The sequence below is a fragment of the Chryseobacterium sp. KLBC 52 genome, assembly GCF_003347605.1.
Classification (GTDB): Bacteria; Bacteroidota; Bacteroidia; order Flavobacteriales; family Weeksellaceae; genus Chryseobacterium.
The window spans coordinates 23,288-42,995 of the sequence record NZ_QDFZ01000019.1 but is presented as its reverse complement, the minus strand read 5'-3'; the positions used below and the strand labels follow the sequence as shown (position 1 = coordinate 42,995).

General features: G+C 36.4%; 16 protein-coding genes and 2 tRNA genes. 11 read left to right on the top strand and 7 right to left on the bottom strand.

All coding sequences use genetic code 11. The features are described from left to right. Positions 1-252: 252 nt before the first annotated feature. Both DDF69_RS18420 and DDF69_RS18415 read right to left on the bottom strand, forming a co-directional pair. Positions 253-1,476, bottom strand: a complete 1,224-nt coding sequence (locus tag DDF69_RS18420) for a PolC-type DNA polymerase III (protein ID WP_114822060.1) — start codon at positions 1,474-1,476, stop codon at positions 253-255. Between the two features lie 152 nt (positions 1,477-1,628). Then, entirely contained in the window at positions 1,629-3,155 is a 1,527-nt protein-coding gene (locus tag DDF69_RS18415) for a helicase HerA-like domain-containing protein (RefSeq protein WP_114822059.1), read from the bottom strand. A gap of 346 nt (positions 3,156-3,501) precedes the next feature. Here DDF69_RS18415 and DDF69_RS18410 point away from each other — a divergent pair, with 346 nt between their 5' ends. From DDF69_RS18410 to DDF69_RS18400, 3 genes are read left to right on the top strand one after another with little or no spacing between them, the layout of a single operon-like run. Next, positions 3,502-4,911, top strand: a complete 1,410-nt coding sequence (locus DDF69_RS18410) for an MBL fold metallo-hydrolase (protein ID WP_114822058.1) — start codon at positions 3,502-3,504, stop codon at positions 4,909-4,911. A 3-nt stretch (positions 4,912-4,914) separates the two neighbouring features. Continuing rightward, positions 4,915-5,292, top strand: a complete 378-nt coding sequence (locus DDF69_RS18405; protein WP_114822057.1) for a rhodanese-like domain-containing protein — start codon at positions 4,915-4,917, stop codon at positions 5,290-5,292. Between the two features lie 13 nt (positions 5,293-5,305). Continuing rightward, complete coding sequence (locus tag DDF69_RS18400; protein WP_114822056.1) at positions 5,306-5,605, top strand: thioredoxin family protein; 300 nt, start codon at positions 5,306-5,308, stop codon at positions 5,603-5,605. Between the two features lie 125 nt (positions 5,606-5,730). On the opposite strand, the gene DDF69_RS18395 is transcribed toward DDF69_RS18400, so the two are convergent. Further along, complete coding sequence (locus DDF69_RS18395) at positions 5,731-6,483, bottom strand: nitrilase-related carbon-nitrogen hydrolase (protein WP_114822055.1); 753 nt, start codon at positions 6,481-6,483, stop codon at positions 5,731-5,733. Between the two features lie 218 nt (positions 6,484-6,701). Here DDF69_RS18395 and DDF69_RS18390 point away from each other — a divergent pair, with 218 nt between their 5' ends. From DDF69_RS18390 to DDF69_RS18365, 6 genes are all read left to right on the top strand, one after another. Further along, positions 6,702-7,142, top strand: a complete 441-nt coding sequence (locus tag DDF69_RS18390; RefSeq protein WP_114822054.1) for a DUF6646 family protein — start codon at positions 6,702-6,704, stop codon at positions 7,140-7,142. A gap of 106 nt (positions 7,143-7,248) precedes the next feature. Next, complete coding sequence (gene rseP, locus DDF69_RS18385) at positions 7,249-8,739, top strand: RIP metalloprotease RseP (protein WP_114822053.1); 1,491 nt, start codon at positions 7,249-7,251, stop codon at positions 8,737-8,739. Positions 8,740-8,819: 80 nt separating this feature from the next. Further along, positions 8,820-8,893: transfer RNA gene (locus tag DDF69_RS18380), tRNA-Asn, on the top strand. Positions 8,894-9,408: 515 nt separating this feature from the next. Further along, a complete protein-coding gene (locus DDF69_RS18375; RefSeq protein WP_114822052.1) occupies positions 9,409-12,600 on the top strand; it encodes a S41 family peptidase in 3,192 nt (1,063 codons plus the stop codon). Between the two features lie 263 nt (positions 12,601-12,863). Then, positions 12,864-12,937 (top strand) — tRNA-Asn (locus tag DDF69_RS18370). 277 nt (positions 12,938-13,214) lie between these two features. After that, positions 13,215-15,746: a DUF5686 family protein gene (locus DDF69_RS18365; protein ID WP_228412042.1), complete on the top strand. Its 2,532-nt coding sequence runs from the start codon at positions 13,215-13,217 to the stop codon at positions 15,744-15,746. 90 nt (positions 15,747-15,836) lie between these two features. Here DDF69_RS18365 and DDF69_RS22140 read toward each other — a convergent pair whose 3' ends face one another. From DDF69_RS22140 to rplU, 4 genes are all read right to left on the bottom strand, one after another. Further along, positions 15,837-16,001: a hypothetical protein gene (locus DDF69_RS22140; protein ID WP_162800964.1), complete on the bottom strand. Its 165-nt coding sequence runs from the start codon at positions 15,999-16,001 to the stop codon at positions 15,837-15,839. Between the two features lie 201 nt (positions 16,002-16,202). Continuing rightward, positions 16,203-16,370, bottom strand: coding sequence for a bacteriocin-like protein (locus DDF69_RS22135; RefSeq protein ID WP_162800963.1), 168 nt, complete (start codon positions 16,368-16,370; stop codon positions 16,203-16,205). A gap of 174 nt (positions 16,371-16,544) precedes the next feature. Beyond that, complete coding sequence (gene rpmA / locus DDF69_RS18360; RefSeq protein ID WP_002984034.1) at positions 16,545-16,802, bottom strand: 50S ribosomal protein L27; 258 nt, start codon at positions 16,800-16,802, stop codon at positions 16,545-16,547. Between the two features lie 12 nt (positions 16,803-16,814). Continuing rightward, positions 16,815-17,393 carry a 50S ribosomal protein L21 gene (gene rplU / locus DDF69_RS18355; RefSeq protein WP_076597840.1) on the bottom strand — a complete coding sequence of 193 codons (579 nt, stop codon included), beginning with the start codon at positions 17,391-17,393 and terminating at the stop codon, positions 16,815-16,817. Positions 17,394-17,577: 184 nt separating this feature from the next. Between rplU and DDF69_RS18350 the strand changes: the two genes are divergently transcribed. Both DDF69_RS18350 and DDF69_RS18345 read left to right on the top strand, forming a co-directional pair. After that, positions 17,578-18,465, top strand: a complete 888-nt coding sequence (locus DDF69_RS18350) for a metalloprotease (RefSeq protein ID WP_114822051.1) — start codon at positions 17,578-17,580, stop codon at positions 18,463-18,465. 149 nt (positions 18,466-18,614) lie between these two features. Then, a complete protein-coding gene (locus tag DDF69_RS18345; RefSeq protein ID WP_114822050.1) occupies positions 18,615-19,703 on the top strand; it encodes an acyltransferase family protein in 1,089 nt (362 codons plus the stop codon). Positions 19,704-19,708: the final 5 nt, after the last annotated feature.

The following is a 19,708-nucleotide window of genomic DNA, read 5'->3' as shown; positions in this document are numbered from 1 at the left end:
ATTTTAACATAAAAAAAGGCAGATTCTTCAGAAAAGAGCCTGCCACATTGATTATTTTTTATGCAAGACAACTCTTTTAAATATTCCAAACCTTAGAGAACTTTACAGTTCCCTTTTTTCCAGTTTTATTTTGTTTAAAATTTTGCATTGCTTATATTTATTTTTTGCAAAAATACTACTTATTTTTTACTTTTTAAAAATTGATTTTACGAGTATTGCCTTCAAGACAACTTGTAACGTATAGACACTCTTTTACTTCGGCAGCGGTAATGTCTCAAAATCCCCGCGGAGCAGGGCCAATTGCAATTCGTTATTCAGATCTGTGGAAGATAACGGAAGATCAATTTTCAACTTCGCCAGTTTACTCAGTGTCTGAATCTGCGTAAACAACTCATAGAATCCAAACGAAACCACTTTCCCGTTTTCTATGATTAAAAATAACTTTTCTCCTAATTTTCTTCCTGGTCCCAGCCAGAGTTCATTTCTTTTTCTGAATTCAATTTTTTGTTTCAAGACAGCAAAATCCTTAAATTCTTCCTGAGATCCAATAAACTGAACAGCTTTTGTTCCCTGGGTAAATGACCTGAATTTCAAGACCGGTTTCTCGGTTTTATTGAGTTTATTTTTCTCAACCACATATTTATTATTCCTGAAATATAATCCGAAAGGCAAAACTTCTTTCTTTTTAATATTCTTCGAATTCAGGATCAGTTTGGCAATAATATCTGTTCCGGTAAGCTCAAAATTAATCTGTTCAACATCTTTCTGAATCTGTTCCCATTTTTTTGATTTGGAATTGAAAACCTTTTTGGAAAACTTGTTGATATCCTGAACATAATCTGAAAACATAATACGCCCGGCCTCATCCTGAAAGTATACAAAACCTTTATCATTAGGAAGATCCTGAGTCAGTTCTTTGATCTTATTGATATACGTTTTGGCATTAGACTCATCGTGCTGCTTCTGAATAATCTCATTTTCAGTATCCTTTGAAATCAGAAGCTTGAAAAGTTCTAATGTAGCTCTTGCATCACCTTCCGCCCTGTGATGGTTAGTCAATGGAATACCTAATGATTTCACCAGTTTTCCCAAGGAATAACTTACCTCATCAGGAATCAGTTTTTTTGCTAACGGAATTGTATCTAAAGTATTGATTTTAAAATCATAACCAAGCCTTTTGAATGACTGGCGAAGCATCCTGTAATCAAAATCAATATTATGACCTACCAAAGTTGTATTCTGAGTAATTTCTATCACTCTTTTGGCAATTTCATGAAATTTCGGAGCAGTTTTGACCATTTTCGGGGTAATACTGGTCAGTTTCTGTACAAAAGGAGTGATATCGCCTTCAGGGTTTACCAGCGATATAAACTGGTCTATAATTTTCTGACCGTCATATCTGTAAATGGCGATATCTATAATGCATTCATTTCTATAACCTGCACCATTACTTTCTATATCTATAATTGAATACATGAATGTGTGTTAACTGCTGTTTTTCTAGTTTAATATTCAAAACCGGCCTCCTATTCCCCAATAAAATGCGGCTCTATTTTTTACTGTTAAGTAAAGATAACCTGCTAAAATAACAAAAAATATATCAAAACACAGCAGGTTAACTTTCAAAATTATCTTCTTCTGCCTCCCAGACCAAACATTCCAAGAATCGCTTTTGCCCCTTCTCTCATTAATGTAGAGGTAAAAGTACGGCCAGCTTTACTCTGCAATACCTGTTCAAACATTCCCGGTTCTTCTTTTACAGGTTTTGTTTTTTGGGTGGGTGAAGGATTTTGTGCTGCCTGTTCCATCCTGTTGGTAAGCATTTCGTAAGCAGATTCTCTGTCAATGGCCTGCTCATATTTTGCAACAAGTGCTGATCTTGAAGTCAGATCAGAAATTTCCGCGTCATTCAAAACATCCATTCTTGATTCCGGAGAAATCAGGTACGTATGCACTAATGGTGTCGGAATCCCTTTTTCATCAAGAGCCGTAACAAATGCTTCTCCAATTCCCAGATTCTGGATCAGACTGGAAGCATTATAGTATTCTGTCGTAGGATAGTTTTCAACGGCTTTGGTAATTTCTTTTTTATCTTTTGCGGTAAATCCTCTTAAGGCATGCTGTATTTTTAACCCTAATTGGGAAAGAACATTTTCAGGGACATCACCTGGAATCTGTGTAATGAAATAGATCCCTACTCCTTTGGAACGGATCAGCTTTACCATCGTTTCAATTTGTGAAAGAAGGGCTTTGGAAGCTTCATCAAAAATCAGGTGGGCTTCATCAATAAATAATACCAGCTTCGGCTTTCCGCTATCTCCTTCCTCCGGAAATGTCATATAAATTTCAGCAAAAAGCGAAAGCATGAATGTGGAGAAAAGCTGTGGCTTATTCTGGATATCTGCCACTCTTAAAATATTAACCACTCCTTTTCCGTCTCTTGTTTCCAGTAAATCATGAACATCAAAGCTCAGTTCACCGAAAAAGCCTGCTGCTCCCTGTTGTTCCAGGGCCACAATAGATCTTAAGATAGCGCCAAGAGATGCTGGTGCAATAGATCCGTAATTGGCTGCAAGTTCAGCTTTTCCCTGTGCGTTATCCGTCACATATTGAAGTACTTTCTTCAAATCGTTAAGATCAATCAAAGGAAGTCCTTTATCATCACAGTATTTGAAGACAATAGACATGATACTTTGCTGTGTATCATTTAATTCAAGGATCTTGCTTAATAAAACAGGTCCGAATTCTGTAACTGTAGCTCTCAGCTTCACTCCTTTTCCTCCGGAAATACTCATGAGTTCTACCGGAAAACCTTGTGGATTATAAGGAAGCTGTGTTTTGGCATACCTTTCTTCAATAACAGAATTCATCTGGCCCGCTTCTGCAATCCCGGAGAAATCTCCTTTAATATCGAGAACCAAAGAAGGAATCCCTGCATGAGAAAGCTGTTCTGCAAAGACCTGTAATGTTTTTGTTTTACCGGTTCCGGTAGCTCCGGCAATAAGGCCGTGGCGGTTAATCGTTTTCAAGGGAATGGTTACGTTCACTTCTGTGACTACTTCTCCGTCCAGCATTCCTTTTCCTAATATTATATGCTCACCCTTAGGAGTGTATCTAGCGTTAAGTTCTTCAATAAATTGTGTTTTATCTGCCATTTGCTCGCTTTTTTAACTTATAAATATAAAATTTTTTGTAAAATATGTAAAGATATTTTCTGAAGAACTTCTCTCTGCTTCTTTAGAAAATAAATTTGTCCTTCAATAATCAAATTTTAAACCACGATAATTATTTTTTTTTGTGCCAGGAAGGATATAGGAACTAAACATGATATAAAACAGCATTTACCATTATCTTTATGTAAGGCATTCTTTTTGCTGAAAAAAACAACATATACTAAACGTACGTTTAACAAAGTATTGAAAGAAACTATCAATGGAATTTAACATTTCATTTAGAATTGATCTAATACTTCGTATCTTTAACTCATTAAAAAAAGACCCAATGAAAATTGAACAAATATATACGGGCTGTCTGGCTCAGGGTGCCTATTATATTGTATCAGAGAATGAAGCTGTCATTATTGATCCGCTAAGAGAAGTAAAACCTTATCTGGATCGTCTGGAAAAAGACAATGTCACTTTAAAATATATTTTTGAAACTCACTTCCATGCAGATTTTGTATCAGGACATTTGGATTTAAGCAAAAAAACAGGCGCTCCAATTGTTTACGGACCTACTGCTGTTCCGGAATTTGATGCTATTATTGCTGAAGACAATCAGATTTTTGAGATTGGAAAAGTGAAAATAAAGGTCATGCACACTCCCGGACATACGATGGAAAGCAGCACTTACCTTTTAATCGATGAAAATGGTGTTGAAACTGCAATTTTTACAGGTGATACCCTATTTTTAGGAGATGTGGGAAGACCGGATCTTGCACAGAAAGCCACTAACCTTACACAGGAAGATCTTGCAGGAATTCTTTACGACAGTCTTCAGAACAAAATTATGCCGTTGGATGACAGCATCACAGTTTATCCAGCTCACGGAGCCGGATCTGCGTGCGGAAAAAATATGCAGAAGGAAACGGTAGACATTTTAGGAAATCAAAAGAAGACCAACTATGCACTTAATCAACCGGATAAAGAGTCTTTCATCAGAGAAGTTCTGGACGGCTTAACAGCTCCACCGAAATACTTTGGGATGAATGTCGCTTTAAATAAAGGCGGCTATGAAAGTCTGGACGTTGTGATGAACAAAGGATTACAGCCTGTTGAGCCTGAAGATTTCGAAGCACTGGCAGAGGAAACAGGAGCATTAATTTTAGATACAAGAGGAGCTGCGGACTTCCATAAAGGATTTGTTCCGAACTCTATCAATATAGGACTGAAAGGAGATTTTGCCCCATGGGTAGGAACGCTTATTGTAGATGTAAAACATCCTTTATTATTAGTTACTGATGAAGGAACTGAAGAGGAAGTGATCACGCGACTAAGCCGAGTAGGATTTGACAATGTGATTGGATACCTGAAAGGAAGTTTTGAAGCATGGAAAAATGCAGGAAAAGAAACAGATGAGATCAAAAGAATTACTCCTGCCGAATTTGCAGAACAATTCACAGAAGATGCTACCGTAATTGATGTAAGAAAACTTACTGAGTATTCGGCAGAACACATTGATAACGCTTACAATAAGCCATTGGATACGATCAGCGACTGGGCACGTACCATTGATGACTCTGAACACTTCTTCATTCACTGTGCTGGCGGATACAGAAGCATGATTGCAGCAAGCATCCTTAATTCACACGGAATCAGAAACTTTACCGAAATCGAAGGAGGCTTTAACGGAATCAAAAAAACGGAAAAACTTCCAACCACAGATTTTGTATGCCAATCTAAGACCCTGTAAGACATGAAAATTAAGCTTTTCGGATTATTTTTAGCATTGACATTTACGCTAAGTGCCTGCAAGACAAACTCTACAGCAACCGTTTCTAGAGCTAACATCAAAGAAGTGGTTAACAGCTCTGATGTAACATTGGTAGATGTCAGAATTCCAGAGCAATATGCTGCAGGAACAGCAAAGAATGCCATCAACATTCCTTTGGCAGATATTCAAAACAATATAGAAACTCTAAAAGGTAAAAAAGTTGTAGTGTTTTGCAATAAAGGAATCCAGGCAGATCAGGCCATGGAAATTCTGAAGAAAAATGGTGTGGAAGCTTATGATGGGACGAGCTGGAAGAATGTAAAGGCGATCCAGGACGAAACAAACAAAAAAGCAAACTAATAAACGCTAAATTATGTCACAAAAATTTCAGGAAATCATTGATTCCGAAAAACCTGTACTTATCGATTTTTTTGCAACATGGTGTCAGCCTTGTAAAGTACAATCTTCGGTTTTAAATACTGTAAAGGAAAATATTGGCGAAGGAGCCAGAATTATAAAAGTAGATGTAGATCAATATCCTGCACTGGCAGCTCAGTATGGAGTGCGCGGAGTCCCTACACTGGCCATTTTCAAAAAAGGAGAAATGCTGTGGAAGGAAAGCGGTGTTCATGATGTGAATACCCTCACCCAACTTTTACAACAATACGCTTAAAACTGTGATTTTTCACAGTTTTTTTTAATTCCCACAGATTGCACGGATTTTCACAGATGATTATACTTATTTTATTTATATAGAAATTAAAAATCTGTGAAGATCTGCGAAATCAGTGGGAAAATCTAAAATTCAATAGAAAAGGAATCTCTGTCATTCAAAAACTGGAAATGTTTTCTAAAATCGTTCAATTCTTCCATATATAATTCTGCAGATACAAGATTTCCCTGTTTCTGAGAAATTTCTTTTCCATCCCCAAAGAAGCAATGAGAGCTCTCCTGATACAACAGATCATTTCCATCGGTCCCGATTCTGTTTAAACCAAATACAAAAGATAAGTTTTCAATAGCTCTGGCTTTCAACAGATGTTCCCATGCCCCTACCCGTTTCTCGGGCCAGTTGGCAACATATAAAATGGCATCATAATCATCATTATTCCTTGCAAAGACAGGAAAACGAAGATCATAACATATCTGAAGCAGGAAACGTATTCCTTTATATTCAACGATTACTCTTTCCTTTCCTGGTGTGTATACTTTATCTTCTCCGGAAAAAGAAAACAAATGCCTCTTATCATAAAAAGAGATTTCGCCATCCGGCTTTACAAAGAACATTCTGTTGTAAAAATTGCCGTCCTGTTCAACCGGAGCACTTCCGCAAAATGCAGCATTTTTCTCTTTTGAGATTTTTTTCAAAAACTCCAGTGATTCATTATTTCTGTCCGAAACTTCAGAAGCATCCATACAGAAGCCTGTTGAAAACATTTCGGGAAGCAGAAACAGATCTGCCTCCGCATTCAGCAGTTCGCTTTCTATACGAGCAAAATTCCCAGTTTTATTTTTCCAGATGATATCTAAATTAAGCCCTACAACTTTCATCTTTTATTCTTTTAAATTATTTCATATATAAAGTATAAAAATACAGCTTTTACCTTTACGAAAGTAGAATTAAATAGTTGAATAGATGCTTTAGTAACAAAAACAGGATTTATTTCTTAATAATTTATTAAAGTCAACCATTTTTATAATATTGTCGTTCTTTCGGTTTCATTTTTGATAGAAATATTTTTTATTATTATCCTTAAAATTAAAAATTTATGAAGAAATTGTTTTTTATGGTGACGATCTTATTTTTTGGCGCTATGGCTAACGCTCAGGCCTGGACAGGAAAGGGAGATCAGAAAATACAACTGGGGCTGAGTGCCTGGGGATATGGAACCGGGATCACGGGAACTTACGACTATGGTCTCAATAAACTTATTTCAGTAGGAGCCGGGATTAATGGCTACTTTGATAATTATAAAAACAACGATAAGGATAATCGTGTTTTTGTTTTCGGGAGACTAAACTTTCACTTGCAGGAAGCATTAAATCTTCCTTCCAAATGGGATATCTACCCTGGTGTAGACCTTGGAGTTGTAGGGAGAGACTTTGGAGTAGGAGCTCACATCGGAGCCCGCTATTTCTTCACAGAGAAAATTGGAGTCTTTGCAGAGGTCGGTAATAATGGCAGCCTTGGTGTTTCTTTCAATTTATAATCAAATCGTCTTTAAATATGACAAAGCTTCTTGTTTCGGGAAGCTTTTTTATTTGGCATAGTTTTGATAATTGTTACCTTTGCAAATTAAAATCTAAAATTTATTAATGGAAATAGCAATCAAACTTTTTCAGTTCATTCTGAGCATCTCTATACTTGTGCTTCTTCATGAGCTTGGGCACTTTTTACCGGCCATATGGTTTAAGACCAGAGCAGAGAAGTTTTTCCTGTTTTTTGATCCGTACTTCTCCATATTCTCTATGAAGAAAATCAACGGAAAATGGCAGTATAAATTCTTATCAAAGAACTTACCGGATTCTGAAGTAATAGAGGTAAACGGAAAGAAGGAAGAGGTTCCTATCGATATATCAAAACTTCCGGACAACGACTGGAGAAAACACCCTGAACAAACCAAATACGGTATCGGGTGGCTTCCTTTCGGAGGATACGTGAAGATTGCGGGAATGGTGGACGAGAGTATGGATACTGCCCAAATGAAAAAACCGGCAGAACCATGGGAATTCAGATCTAAACCGGCCTGGCAGAGACTGATCATTATGTTGGGAGGAGTTACCGTTAACTTTTTCCTTGCATGGTTAATCTACAGCTGTTTATCATTCTTTAACGGAGAAACGTATACAGATATCACAAAATTCGACAACGGTATTGAAGCTACTTCCGCAGGAAAGAAAATGGGATTCCAGAATGGTGACAAAATCATCAGTGTAGATGGAAAACCAGCGGAAAGACTTGAAAATACTTCAATCAATATTCTTTTAGGAGATCATGTAACGGTAAACAGAAACGGGCAGGAAGTTACTTTCCCGGTGAATGCTGACGGTGTTGCAGATGTTCTTAAGCAGAGAGAAGCAAAATTATATATCACTCCGAGAGTTCCTATGGTTGTTGATTCACTAGCTACTCCTTCTTCTCAGGCATCTGGTCTTGCAAAAGGAGATAAAATTGTTGGGATCAACGGTAAGAAAGCAGCATTCTTTGATGAAGTAAGTGCTCTTTTAAGTGAAAATAAAGGTAAAACAATTTCTGTAGATGTTGAAAGAAACGGTGCTTTACAGACATTACCTGCAGTTTCCGTAGATAAAAACGGAAAACTGGGGATCGCAATTGACACAAAAAGTATTGCAAAAGATATTGTAACGAATAAGAAATATTCTTTCGGTGAGGCTATTCCAAGAGGATTTACCAGAACTATTGAAGCATTAACTACTCAGGTTAAGCAGTTCAAAATTATGTTCAACTCTAAAGTTCAGGGGTATAAAAACGTTGGAGGTCCTATTGCTATTGTAAAGAATATGCCTGTAGATAAAGATGCGGATGGAAGCGTTAAGATCAACTGGGTGGCGTTCTGGAGCTTTACAGCAATGTTCTCCGTATGGTTGGCATTCCTGAACCTTATTCCTATTCCGGGACTTGATGGTGGACACGTTTTATTTACTTTATATGAAATGATTGTAGGGAAACCTGTCCCGCAGAAAGTTTTGGAAAACGCACAGATGATTGGAGTTATCTTCCTGTTAGGATTGATGTTACTGATCTTCGGAAGCGACATCTTCAAAGTATTTATGGGTAAATTATAAAATTTTTTAAATTTTTCTTAAAAATATTTGTAGGGTATAAATATTCGTCCTATATTTGCACCACTTAAAACAAAGGACATTCCTCCTTAGCTCAGTTGGTTAGAGCATCTGACTGTTAATCAGAGGGTCGCTGGTTCGAGCCCAGCAGGAGGAGCAGAAAGACTTACAGAAATGTAAGTCTTTTTTTGTGCCTTAAACTGGATCAATTCTTAACTACACCTAATCCTGCTTTTCTTCAACTTAGATTTAACGCAAAGGCTTTGTATCTGAAAGTTTACTTTTAAGAAAGCAAAGACAGGAATCAACAAAGTTGATTCTTTCGATGCGTACGCATAACCGCTTAGCTTCATCAGCGACATTGTCGGCATCTTAGCTTTCTTAACAATAAGATAAATGAATATAATCTTTGCGTTTTTACCATAATTAAGATTAATACCTAAAAAAGATCGATATTTTAAAATTACCTTCCGTTTTCATGAAATATTGATCTATTTCATTGAATTTTATAAGCATTTAAAGCATTTTACCTGTAACTATTTCGCCAATACTCCGACTATTCTTTTTTAGAGTAATTTATATTGAGAAAATTCTCAGAATACAACTACTTCTCTACAATAACAAAGAATAATAAATTCAATATATCGTATTGTATAAATACCTAATTGTACCATGAAGAAAACTATTATTTCGCTATTCACAGCATTTTCTATTATAGGGATTTCAGCACAGGAAAAGTCTTATTTTTTATCAAGTCCCTCGTTAAGCCCTGATGGAAAGACAGCTTACTTCGCTTTTGATGGTGATATATGGAAAGCAGATTCCAATGGAGGAAATGCTTCAAGAATTACCGCACTGGATGGGGAAGAAATCAATCCCCGCCTTTCTCCGGATGGGAAATGGCTTGCATTCAGTTCTAACCAATATGGCAATTATGATGTGTATGTAATGCCCGCAGGAGGCGGAACCATCAAGCAGCTGACTTTCCATACCGGAAGAGACGAAATGGAAAGCTGGGCATGGGACAGTAAAACGATTTATTTTACTTCTACCAGAAATAATAATTTCGGAAGTTTTAAAACGACAATTGAAGGAAAAACTCCAGAAAAACTTTTCAATAATTACTTTAATTATACCAATGGACTTGTGGAAACTCCTGCAGGAGAATATCTTTTCACAAGCTCATCTGAAAGTGCCCACCAGGTACAACGTAAACGTTATAAAGGAGAAAACAATCCTGACATTCTTGGATATAATCCAAAAAGTAATTCTTTCAAACAATACACGAACTACGAAGGAAAAGACTTCAACCCAAGTGTAGATAAAAATGGTATTATCTATTTTATTTCTGATGAGAACAATGGAGAATACAATCTTTATAAAATCGAAAATGGTAAAAAAACTGCTTTAACGCAATTTGATACTTCTATTAAAAAACCTTTTGTCTCAGCAGACGGATCCAAAGTTATTTTTGAGAAGGATTATCAGCTTTATACTTATGATGTAGCCTCAAAAAAAACTAGCCCGATCAACATCAGTCTGAATACCAATAAAACCCTGGAAAAAGCTCAGAATTTTAATGTGGAAAATAATATTTCCTATTATGATGTATCTCCGGACGGTAAAAAAATGGCGTTCATAAGCCGTGGTATTATATTCGTTTCTGATATTGAAGGAAAGTTTGCCCAGCAGGTTTCTGACGGTAAAGAGCGTGCTATGGAAGTAAAATGGCTGAAAGACAACCGTACTTTACTTTACAACCAGACTTATAACGGCTATCAAAACTGGTTTACGATTCAGGCAGACGGAAAAGGACAGCCAAAGCAATTAACCGAAGATTTACGAAATAACCGCAGCATCACCCTGAACAGCGACCTTTCAAAAGCCGTTTACTTAAGCGGGAGAGATGAAGTAAGATTATTGGATTTAAAAAGTTTCAAATCCACTACCATTGTAAAAGATGAAATCTGGGCATTCCAAAACTCAAGACCTTCTTTCTCGCCAAACAATGAATATGTTTTGTTCTCTGCCAAAAGGAACTTTGAGCTGGATATTTTCATCTATAATATCAAAAAAGCACAGACTTTAAACCTTACCAACACTGGAGTTTCAGAGGAAGATCCTGTATGGTCTTCCAATGGAAAATATATTTATTTTGCCAGCGACAGAACCAATCCGTCTTACCCTTTAGGCATGCAGAAATCTAACATTTACCGCATGGCTCTGGATTGGTTTGATGAGCCTTATAAATCTGAAAAATTTGACAGTCTTTTCATTGAAGAAAAGAAGGAAGCAAAGTCTTCGGATAAAGAGAAGGATAAAGATAAGAAGGACAAAAAAGGAGAAGACAAGAACAAAGAGGACAAAGAGAAAAAAGAAGAAAAAGAACCGGTAATCAAAGAGCTGAAAGTAAATCCTGAAGATACTCTGGACAGAATTGAGCTGGTTACCGACCGATATGGATATCAGGATGATCCGGCCGTTTTCGCTGATGATAAAAAAGAGATTCTATTATTTAATTCTAATCAGGATAACGGAAAAAGACAACTGTACAAAAAGGTGTTTACCGATTTTGAGCCTGCCAAATCTGAAAAAGTGTTTGATAAAGCAGCTTATTATTTAACCAAAAATGAGAAAAACCTATTTGCTCTGATTGAAGGTAATATCTACAAAACAACCGTTGCCGCATTAAAGCCCGAAAAAATCAATATCCAGTATAGTTTCGATAAAGATCTGGCCTCAGAATTTACGCAGATGTATGCTGAAGCATGGACGGGTGTGGAGGAAAACTTCTACGACGAAAAATTCCATGGGATCGACTGGAAAGCTAAAAAGGAACAGTATGCAAAGTACCTTCCATATGTAAATAACAGAAATGATCTGCGGATTTTATTGAATGATCTTCTGGGTGAGCTTAATTCTTCACACACCGGATTTTCTTCTACCGGAAAGGAGGAAACCGTATTTCTGAATTATTTCACTAACGAAACAGGAATTATCTTCAAAAAAGATCAGCCTTATACGGTAGAAAGCATTCTGAGAAAATCTCCTGCTTACCGTTCAGGAGTTGACATCAAACCTGGTGATCAACTGACTACTGTAAACGGAAAGAAGATTGATCTAAACGAAAATATCGAAACGTATTTCACAAGCCCTAAAAAACAGGATGAACTTATTCTTACCTTCAACCGTGATGGTAAAACTGTAACCACCAAAGTACATCCGATTTCTAACGGGGAATTAAAAGGATTACTTTACGATGATTGGATCTATAACAATCATCAGCGTGTAGACAAGCTTAGCAACAACCGTATTGCCTACTCTTGTATGAAAAACATGTCTACGGATGAGCTGGACCGATTCCTTCTGGATATGGTAGAACAGGAGAACAGAAAAGACGCTGTTATTCTTGATTTACGCTACAACACCGGTGGAAACGTTCATGACAAAGTATTGAATTTCCTTTCTCAGAGACCTTATCTGCAATGGAAATACCGTGAAGGAAAAATAACAACACAACCAAATTTTGCACCTTCCGGAAAACCTATTGTTCTTCTGATTAATGAAGCTTCATTAAGTGATGCCGAAATGACAGCAGCCGGGTTCAAAGCTCTAAAGCTGGGTAAAATTATCGGTCAGGATACTTATCGATGGATTATTTTCACTTCAGCAAAAGGGTTGGTAGACGGCTCTTCTTACAGACTTCCTTCATGGGGAACTTACACATTAGACGGACAGAACCTTGAAAAAACAGGTGTAAAACCTGATATTTATGTAAAAAACACCTTTATGGACCGTCTTCAGAACAATGATCCACAACTGGAAAGAGCTGTTCAGGAAATTCTTAAAGATTTAAAGAAATAAAAATTTCAGAACCATAAAAAATAAGAAGACTTACATTGCTGTAGGTCTTTTTTGTTTCTTTTTATAAAACCAGGCCTAAAAATCTATTGCTTACAGCGTAAAATCTATAACATTCTGAATAACCTCTTCCATCACAGAAAAATATTTAAAATTTAATTTATTGAAAAATAAACCAATAGCTTTTTTCGTTCAATATTCAGGAACAAAAACTTGCTTGGTACGGATATTCCTATTATATTTGCACCACTTAAAACAAAGGAAATTCCTCCTTAGCTCAGTTGGTTAGAGCATCTGACTGTTAATCAGAGGGTCGCTGGTTCGAGCCCAGCAGGAGGAGCAAAAAGACTTACAGAAATGTAAGTCTTTTTTTCATTTTATTCGTTCCTCAAAAAAATACCAAAATCACTCTTAAAACGGATCAGTTTCATCTTCTTTTAATCCCCTGATTATTATATTTTAAGCATTAAAACTTCCCGAGTAATTTTTAACCCATACATATATAATTTTCGCTACTTTTGTCGTTTTATAGGATAGAATAAAAATATTTTATTTTTTTACCTATTTTTTAAATAAACTGCATGCTTTTTGTTTATGCTAAATGCCTGAAGAAACGAATGATGTTAAACAATAACTCCCAAAAACACTATCTTTTATTTTTCTTTCTGATTCTCGCCGGTTCCGTATGTGCTCAAAACAAAGCCAGCGGTAAGGTGGTTGACGAAAAGAACAGTAAAGAACTCAATAAAGTTGATATCTTTATCAACGACAGTAAAACACCTTCCCTGACGACAACTTCAGGCAGCTTCATCATTGAGTCTGATAGCATCATCCATCAGTTAAGATTTTCCAGAAAAAATTATACTACAGAAACCTTCGATATCACTCCCGAAAATGCTGACAATATTTTCGTACAGCTTTCGCAGGCTAAAGTGAGCGACATTCAGGAAATTGTTCTTCAAAGCGGAAAAACAAAATACAAAAGCAAGAAAGAAAATCCGGCCTATGCAATTATGCAGAAGGTATGGGCACAAAAAAGAAATAACGGACTGGAAAAATTCGACACCTATTCTTATAAAGAGTATGAAAAAACGCAGTTTGACCTGAACAATCTTGACAGTGCATTCATGAAGAAAAAGATTTTCAACAAACTGGATTTCATTTTCGACTATGCAGATTCCACAGCAAGCGGAAGACTTGGACTTCCTATTTTTCTGAATGAAGCCGTTTACGAAAATTATGGTAAAAACAAACCGGAAAAGGACAGCAAAAGAACATTAGTAGCACAGAAGACTTCAGGTTTTCAGGACAATCAGGTGATTACAGTTTCTGCTAAAAACTTATACCGTGATATCAATATCTACGACAATACTCTGAATTATTTCGATATCGGATTCCAGAGCCCTGTCGGAAGTGATGGTTTCAGTACGTATGATTATAGCCTTATGGACACCATTACGATTCGTGGGGAGAAAGCCTTCCAGATAAGATACCAGCCGAAGAGAAAAGATGTCCTTGCATTTCAGGGAAACCTTTATATTGATACCGATACTTATGCTGTTTTAGGAGCAACATTGAAGTCAACACAGAAGATCAACGTCAACTTTGTCAACAGTGTGTATACTCAGGTAGAATACGACAATCCTGATGACGCTACGTTTCTTCCTAAAAAACTGGTCACCGAATTTGAAATGAGTCCTTTCTCAAAAAAGAAAGGTGCTAAAAGTATCATCGCCAAAAGATCTGTAGATTATTCCGATTATCAGTTCAACAAGCCTCTTGACCCTAAAGTATTCAAACGTACTGAAGAAGAATACGAAGACAAATTCACCAATAAGGATGAGGCATACTGGACTAAAGCGAGACCTGACACTTTATCAAAAGCAGAACAGGGCGTTTATAACATGCTTGATCAGCTTCAGCAGACTCCGAAATTCAACCGAATGGTAAAGCTGTTTGAAACGCTTGGTTCACGTTATTATAATGCCTTCAAAGGGATTGATATTGGTCCTATTTTCTCAATTTACGGAAGAAATGAAGTAGAAGGAGACAGAATAAGATTAGGAGCAAGAACCTATTTCGGATTGAATGATACCTGGAGAGCGCAGTTTTACACAGCATATGGGTTCAAAGATCAACAGTTTAAATATGGCGTAGAAGCAAGATATATGTTCAATAAGCTTAACCGCTTTATGATTGGAGCCGGAACCAGCAGAGATATTGTACAGCTTGGCGGGCAGCTTACATCAGGTGATGGTGTTACGCCGCAATCTTCGTCTACCAGTACCTTTTTCGCAAGAGGAGAAAACATTTCCTTAAGCTCTGTAAATAAAACAAGTTTTTTTGCTGCTATTGAACCCTGGAAGAACTTCCAGATCAGAGTAGATGGAGTAATGCAGAGTATTAAATCAGCTATTCCTGAGAAATTCAATCTGATGTATTATAAAGACGGGCATTTGAGACAAACCGTTAATGACTCGCACGTTACCATCAGTTTAATAGCAAAACCTGGCGCCAAGTTCTCTCAAACCGGTATTGACCGTTACCAGGCCAGAAACTTAGCTCCAACTATTGTTTTAAGATATACACGAGGTATTGAAGGTTTATTCAATGCTGATTTTAATTATGACAAACTCCAGTTTATGCTGTACAAGCCATTTTTAATTGGAAGTATGGGAAAATTAGTGGTTAATTTCGAAGCCGGAAAGAACTTTAATACAGTTCCTTTGGCATTACAGAATATTATTCCGGCCAACCTTTCCTATGGTCTGGTTCCGAATACATTCTCTCAGCTTAACTATTATGAGTTTGTGACGGATGCGTATACCACTCTTCAATTAGAACATCATTTTAACGGTAAGATCCTTTCTTATATCCCTTTGATTAAAAAGCTGAAATTAAGAGAAGTTGCATTTATCAGAGGGGCATATGGAACACTTAGCGATGCTTCCAAAGCAATCAATGTAGAAGGTTTTAAATATTCTGCACCAAGCGAACACATCTATTATGAGTATGGATTCGGGATTGAAAATATAGGAATCGGAAATCTTAGAATTTTCAGAGTAGACTTCAACTGGAGAGGAAATTATCTGGACAGACCGGATATCTCAAAATTCGGTGTTAAAGCAGGATTCCAGGTAGGATTTTAGATAGCACATTAAATAAAACATTTTCGGCGGCTTCTTTGAAGCCGCCGAAAATGTTTTTATTCTAATAGTATCAGGTATTAAAACAAAAGTTTAAAAGCACTCACAGCCTTCTACATCAAGCAGGCAGCGCATTTTCTGTTCCTTTGTAAGTCCGCACCATACACTGCATGATGTAATAGGTTTTGCCGGACACCATACTTCTCCTCCGTTAATAGTTCTCAGCCTGCTTTTGGTTAATTTTCGTAAATTATTCATGATTGTTTAGTTTTATTTGTCGCCTACTCTCTTTGCTTTTCGGCTTCTGCAATATTTTTTTATTGATTACACACAAATATATCAATATTTCACATTAAAGAGATATGATTTAACGTTTTTTAATAATTACAAAAGCTGAACACTATTAAGTGTTCAGCCCTATTGTTACCTTAAAGAAAATACGGTTTATACTTTCTGATATTATTCAAAACATTCTGTACATGGCTGGGAAAGCATGCAATGTGCTTTCTGCCATGGAGACCATCTGCACCATTCATCACACGATTGAAACATGGAAGGACATTCTGCCGCCACACCGCCAGTTATTTCTCTTAAATTCTTTCTCGTTAATTTTCTAACATTTTTCATAGATATTTTGTTTTAATATTGCCTACTCTTTATGCTTTTCGGCTTTCGCAACTGACTCAGAACTGGACCGTTAACAAATATAAAATATTTCACGAATAAATGAATATACTGACAGCTAGTAAATAAAAAAACCTCAGTAAAAACTGAGGTTTTAATTTTTATAAAACGCTTAAATTATGCGTTTGGCTCTACAGATACGAAAGATCTGTTGTTTGCTTTCTTTCTGAAAACTACTTTACCATCTACTAATGCAAACAAAGTGTGATCTTTACCGATTCCCACGTTATCACCTGGGTGGTGCTGAGTACCTCTTTGTCTAACAATAATATTTCCGGCAATAGCTTCTTGTCCTCCGAAAATCTTCACACCTAATCTTTTAGAGTGAGACTCTCTACCGTTCTTGGAACTACCGACTCCTTTCTTGTGTGCCATTTTATTACTGGATTATTTATTAAGTGCTTTAAATTGATCGATATTCTTGATGATAGCAGCATCTACTTCTTCATGAGTAAGAATATTCTTTTCTAATTCAACTTTAACTGCTTTACCTAAAGTAATTAAAGTTTCTCTGTTCTCTTTAGACTGAGACAAGTTGTTTTTCTTTAGGTGGTAGTTCAACTCGTGATCTTCACCAAAGTTAACAGTTGCGTTGTCTGAAAGAACTTCACCTTTCACAGTTTCTTTTTTAGCAGCAGCTTTTTTAGCTCCACCTTCAAAACCAGTAATACCAGTGATTACGATTTGAGTTAAAGATTGTCTGTGACCGTTTTTCACTTTGTAACCTTTTCTTCTTTTCTTTTTGAAAACGATTACTTTATCAGCTTTAACGTGGTCAAGGATCTCTGCTTCTACAGTGATTCCGTTTACAGCTGGGGCGCCTACAGTGATTGCACCGTTTACAGTAAGAAGAACTTTATCGAAAGAAACTTTTCCTCCTTTGTCTCCTTTTAAACGGTTTACAAACAACTTCTGGTCTTGCTCAACTTTGTATTGAAGCCCTGCTATTTCTACAATTGCAAACATTGTTTATAAATTTTTAGTTATTTCGAGGTGCAAATATACATATAAATTTCTAAATAGCTTACAATCAAAGTAATGTTTTTTTAGTTATTATTCTACTCACACTATTTTGAATAATTTTTTTCATTAAAATACTCACAATTAAGAGATAATTTCATAAATTCGCCTTACCAAATTGATATTATATATGAAAAGAAACTTTAATCTCTGCTTTCTAGCAGGTGCCATTGCTGTTACTTCATTAACAGCATGTAGTGATGACCAAATGGACAACAATGTTCAACCTCAGCAAGAAGCACTAAGTGCAAAAATTGATCAGCCTGGGGATCTTGAAAAAATCTGTTCTTATGTAGACAACAACTGGAGTACTAACTCAGTTTTACTGACAGGACTTCAAAACTCCACAGACACCAATTTTATGAATGCGCAAATGACTAAAATTGCAAGCATGTGGGGTAGAAGCAATCCTCTTTTACGATTTGTAAATGACCCTACTAATTTTAATTCTACCTACAACGCCATATCTTATGGTAATGGAAGAATTTATTACGGTTATGCTATCTATTATGATGCAAAATCAAAGGGTGGCGACATTGTAAATGCGATGATCCTTGCTCATGAATACGGACATCAGTTACAGTACATCTTCAACCTTCCTTCGGTATCAGAATCAACCTACAGACCGAATGAGCTTGAAGCAGATGGTTTTGCAGGATATTATCTGAGAAGACCAAACGGATACAACAAAACCAGCTTTGCAGAAATTGCAGCAGCTTATGAATTTGCTCAAAGTATCGGTGACTATCAGACAAACAACGTAAACCATCACGGGACCCCTGCTCAAAGAAGATCTGCAGTCCGTTTAGGATTTCTTTTAGGACAGTATAATTTTAGTGCATCCGATTTCGACTACAATTTCTTCTATTACTATCAGGGAGTTTTAAACGGAACCTATAAGATGGGCAAAAATACAGTAAATCCTGAAATTGACGCATACATGAGTCAATATATAGACGAGCTGAGAAAAATTCAGTCGGGAGAAATCTCTGCAGAAGAATTTAAACATCTCCAATAAACGAGAACATTCATTTTTAGCATATTTAAGAAAGGAGGCGGGCAGTATGTTCCGCCCCTTTTTTTGTTTAAAAAAATCTTTTATGTTTTAAACAATCAATTTGTTTGTATTTTTGAACCTATAAGAAAAGAACTTCCAACCCACCTATAATGAACAGAGATCTCTATATTGATTTCGCCAAAGGACTGGCAACACTTTCCATCATATTTATCCATACCGCTTTCTGGTCCGGACAGTTTTACATTCCGGCAGAAGTAAGAGTTTTATCTCTGGTTTTTGATGTGGCACTCTTTTATGCACTGAGCGGCATCACTTCCGGCGCCAATATAGAAAAAACATTATACCGTCTTCTGAAACTCCAGATTACCTATATGATTTTTGTGACTTTCCTGTTCTTTTTAGATTACTTCTTTAAAGTCTTTGGACTGACTTTCTTTTCCATGGAATGGCTCCAAAGTTTTTATTCAACATTTGGTTCAAAATATTCCGCAACCAGTGTTTCAATATATCCTCAATGGGAAAACCTGGGAAACTGGTATCTTCATCAATACACCAATGCTGATACTTTTCCGGTAGTAATGGGAAGTTTCTGGTATTTAAAAGTCTATTATGTACTTACCGTTTTCGGAGTGCTCATCCTAAGATTTTTCCCAAAACATATCAATTGGTTCATCGGACTCTGCATCATCTTAACCTTATTATTCAACATCTTCCCGGAGTATTATCCAACGGGACAAGTTGGATACGTTGCATTTTATCTCGCTGTATTTTTAATCGGCCACACAATGCGCGGAAAAAAGATTCCTACTAAAGCAATACCTGTATTATACGGACTTGTAGGTGCAGCACTTATATGGATGTTCTGGTACTATGGAGGAGACATCTTCTATAAAATCAATAAAAATAAATTTCCACCAAAAGTTCCTTACATCATCTGGGCATTATTCTCTCTCACAACCTTATTTGTTCTTTACAACCGACTGAAAATCACAAAAGAAAATTTCATCACCTACATCGGGAAAAATGCTATTTTCTTCTATTTTGCACAGGGAATCAGCTCTTCACTCGTTTATTTTCTGGTAGTCCCATTAAAAGAAAATATGCCATGGTGGCTTTTGATGATCATAATTTATGGGATTAATATCATTTTAGCTTTCATTATTTCTGCAGGATTGAAAAAAGTAGATGCTTCAGGGTGGAATATTCTGGAATTCTTAAGAAAAAAGACCGCATCTTAGGACTT

Bases quoted from the DNA above. Each gene is read 5' to 3' on its own strand.
- rseP (WP_114822053.1), top strand. From the start codon at position 7,249: ATGGAAATAGCAATCAAACTTTTTCAGTTCATTCTGAGCATCTCTATA.
- rplU (WP_076597840.1), bottom strand. From the start codon at position 17,393: ATGTTTGCAATTGTAGAAATAGCAGGGCTTCAATACAAAGTTGAGCAA.
- DDF69_RS18365 (WP_228412042.1), top strand. From the start codon at position 13,215: ATGATGTTAAACAATAACTCCCAAAAACACTATCTTTTATTTTTCTTT.
- DDF69_RS18420 (WP_114822060.1), bottom strand. From the start codon at position 1,476: ATGTATTCAATTATAGATATAGAAAGTAATGGTGCAGGTTATAGAAAT.
- DDF69_RS18345 (WP_114822050.1), top strand. From the start codon at position 18,615: ATGAACAGAGATCTCTATATTGATTTCGCCAAAGGACTGGCAACACTT.
- DDF69_RS18415 (WP_114822059.1), bottom strand. From the start codon at position 3,155: ATGGCAGATAAAACACAATTTATTGAAGAACTTAACGCTAGATACACT.
- DDF69_RS18350 (WP_114822051.1), top strand. From the start codon at position 17,578: ATGAAAAGAAACTTTAATCTCTGCTTTCTAGCAGGTGCCATTGCTGTT.
- DDF69_RS18375 (WP_114822052.1), top strand. From the start codon at position 9,409: ATGAAGAAAACTATTATTTCGCTATTCACAGCATTTTCTATTATAGGG.
- DDF69_RS18405 (WP_114822057.1), top strand. From the start codon at position 4,915: ATGAAAATTAAGCTTTTCGGATTATTTTTAGCATTGACATTTACGCTA.
- DDF69_RS18395 (WP_114822055.1), bottom strand. From the start codon at position 6,483: ATGAAAGTTGTAGGGCTTAATTTAGATATCATCTGGAAAAATAAAACT.
- DDF69_RS22140 (WP_162800964.1), bottom strand. From the start codon at position 16,001: ATGAATAATTTACGAAAATTAACCAAAAGCAGGCTGAGAACTATTAAC.
- rpmA (WP_002984034.1), bottom strand. From the start codon at position 16,802: ATGGCACACAAGAAAGGAGTCGGTAGTTCCAAGAACGGTAGAGAGTCT.
- DDF69_RS18390 (WP_114822054.1), top strand. From the start codon at position 6,702: ATGAAGAAATTGTTTTTTATGGTGACGATCTTATTTTTTGGCGCTATG.
- DDF69_RS18400 (WP_114822056.1), top strand. From the start codon at position 5,306: ATGTCACAAAAATTTCAGGAAATCATTGATTCCGAAAAACCTGTACTT.
- DDF69_RS18410 (WP_114822058.1), top strand. From the start codon at position 3,502: ATGAAAATTGAACAAATATATACGGGCTGTCTGGCTCAGGGTGCCTAT.
- DDF69_RS22135 (WP_162800963.1), bottom strand. From the start codon at position 16,370: ATGAAAAATGTTAGAAAATTAACGAGAAAGAATTTAAGAGAAATAACT.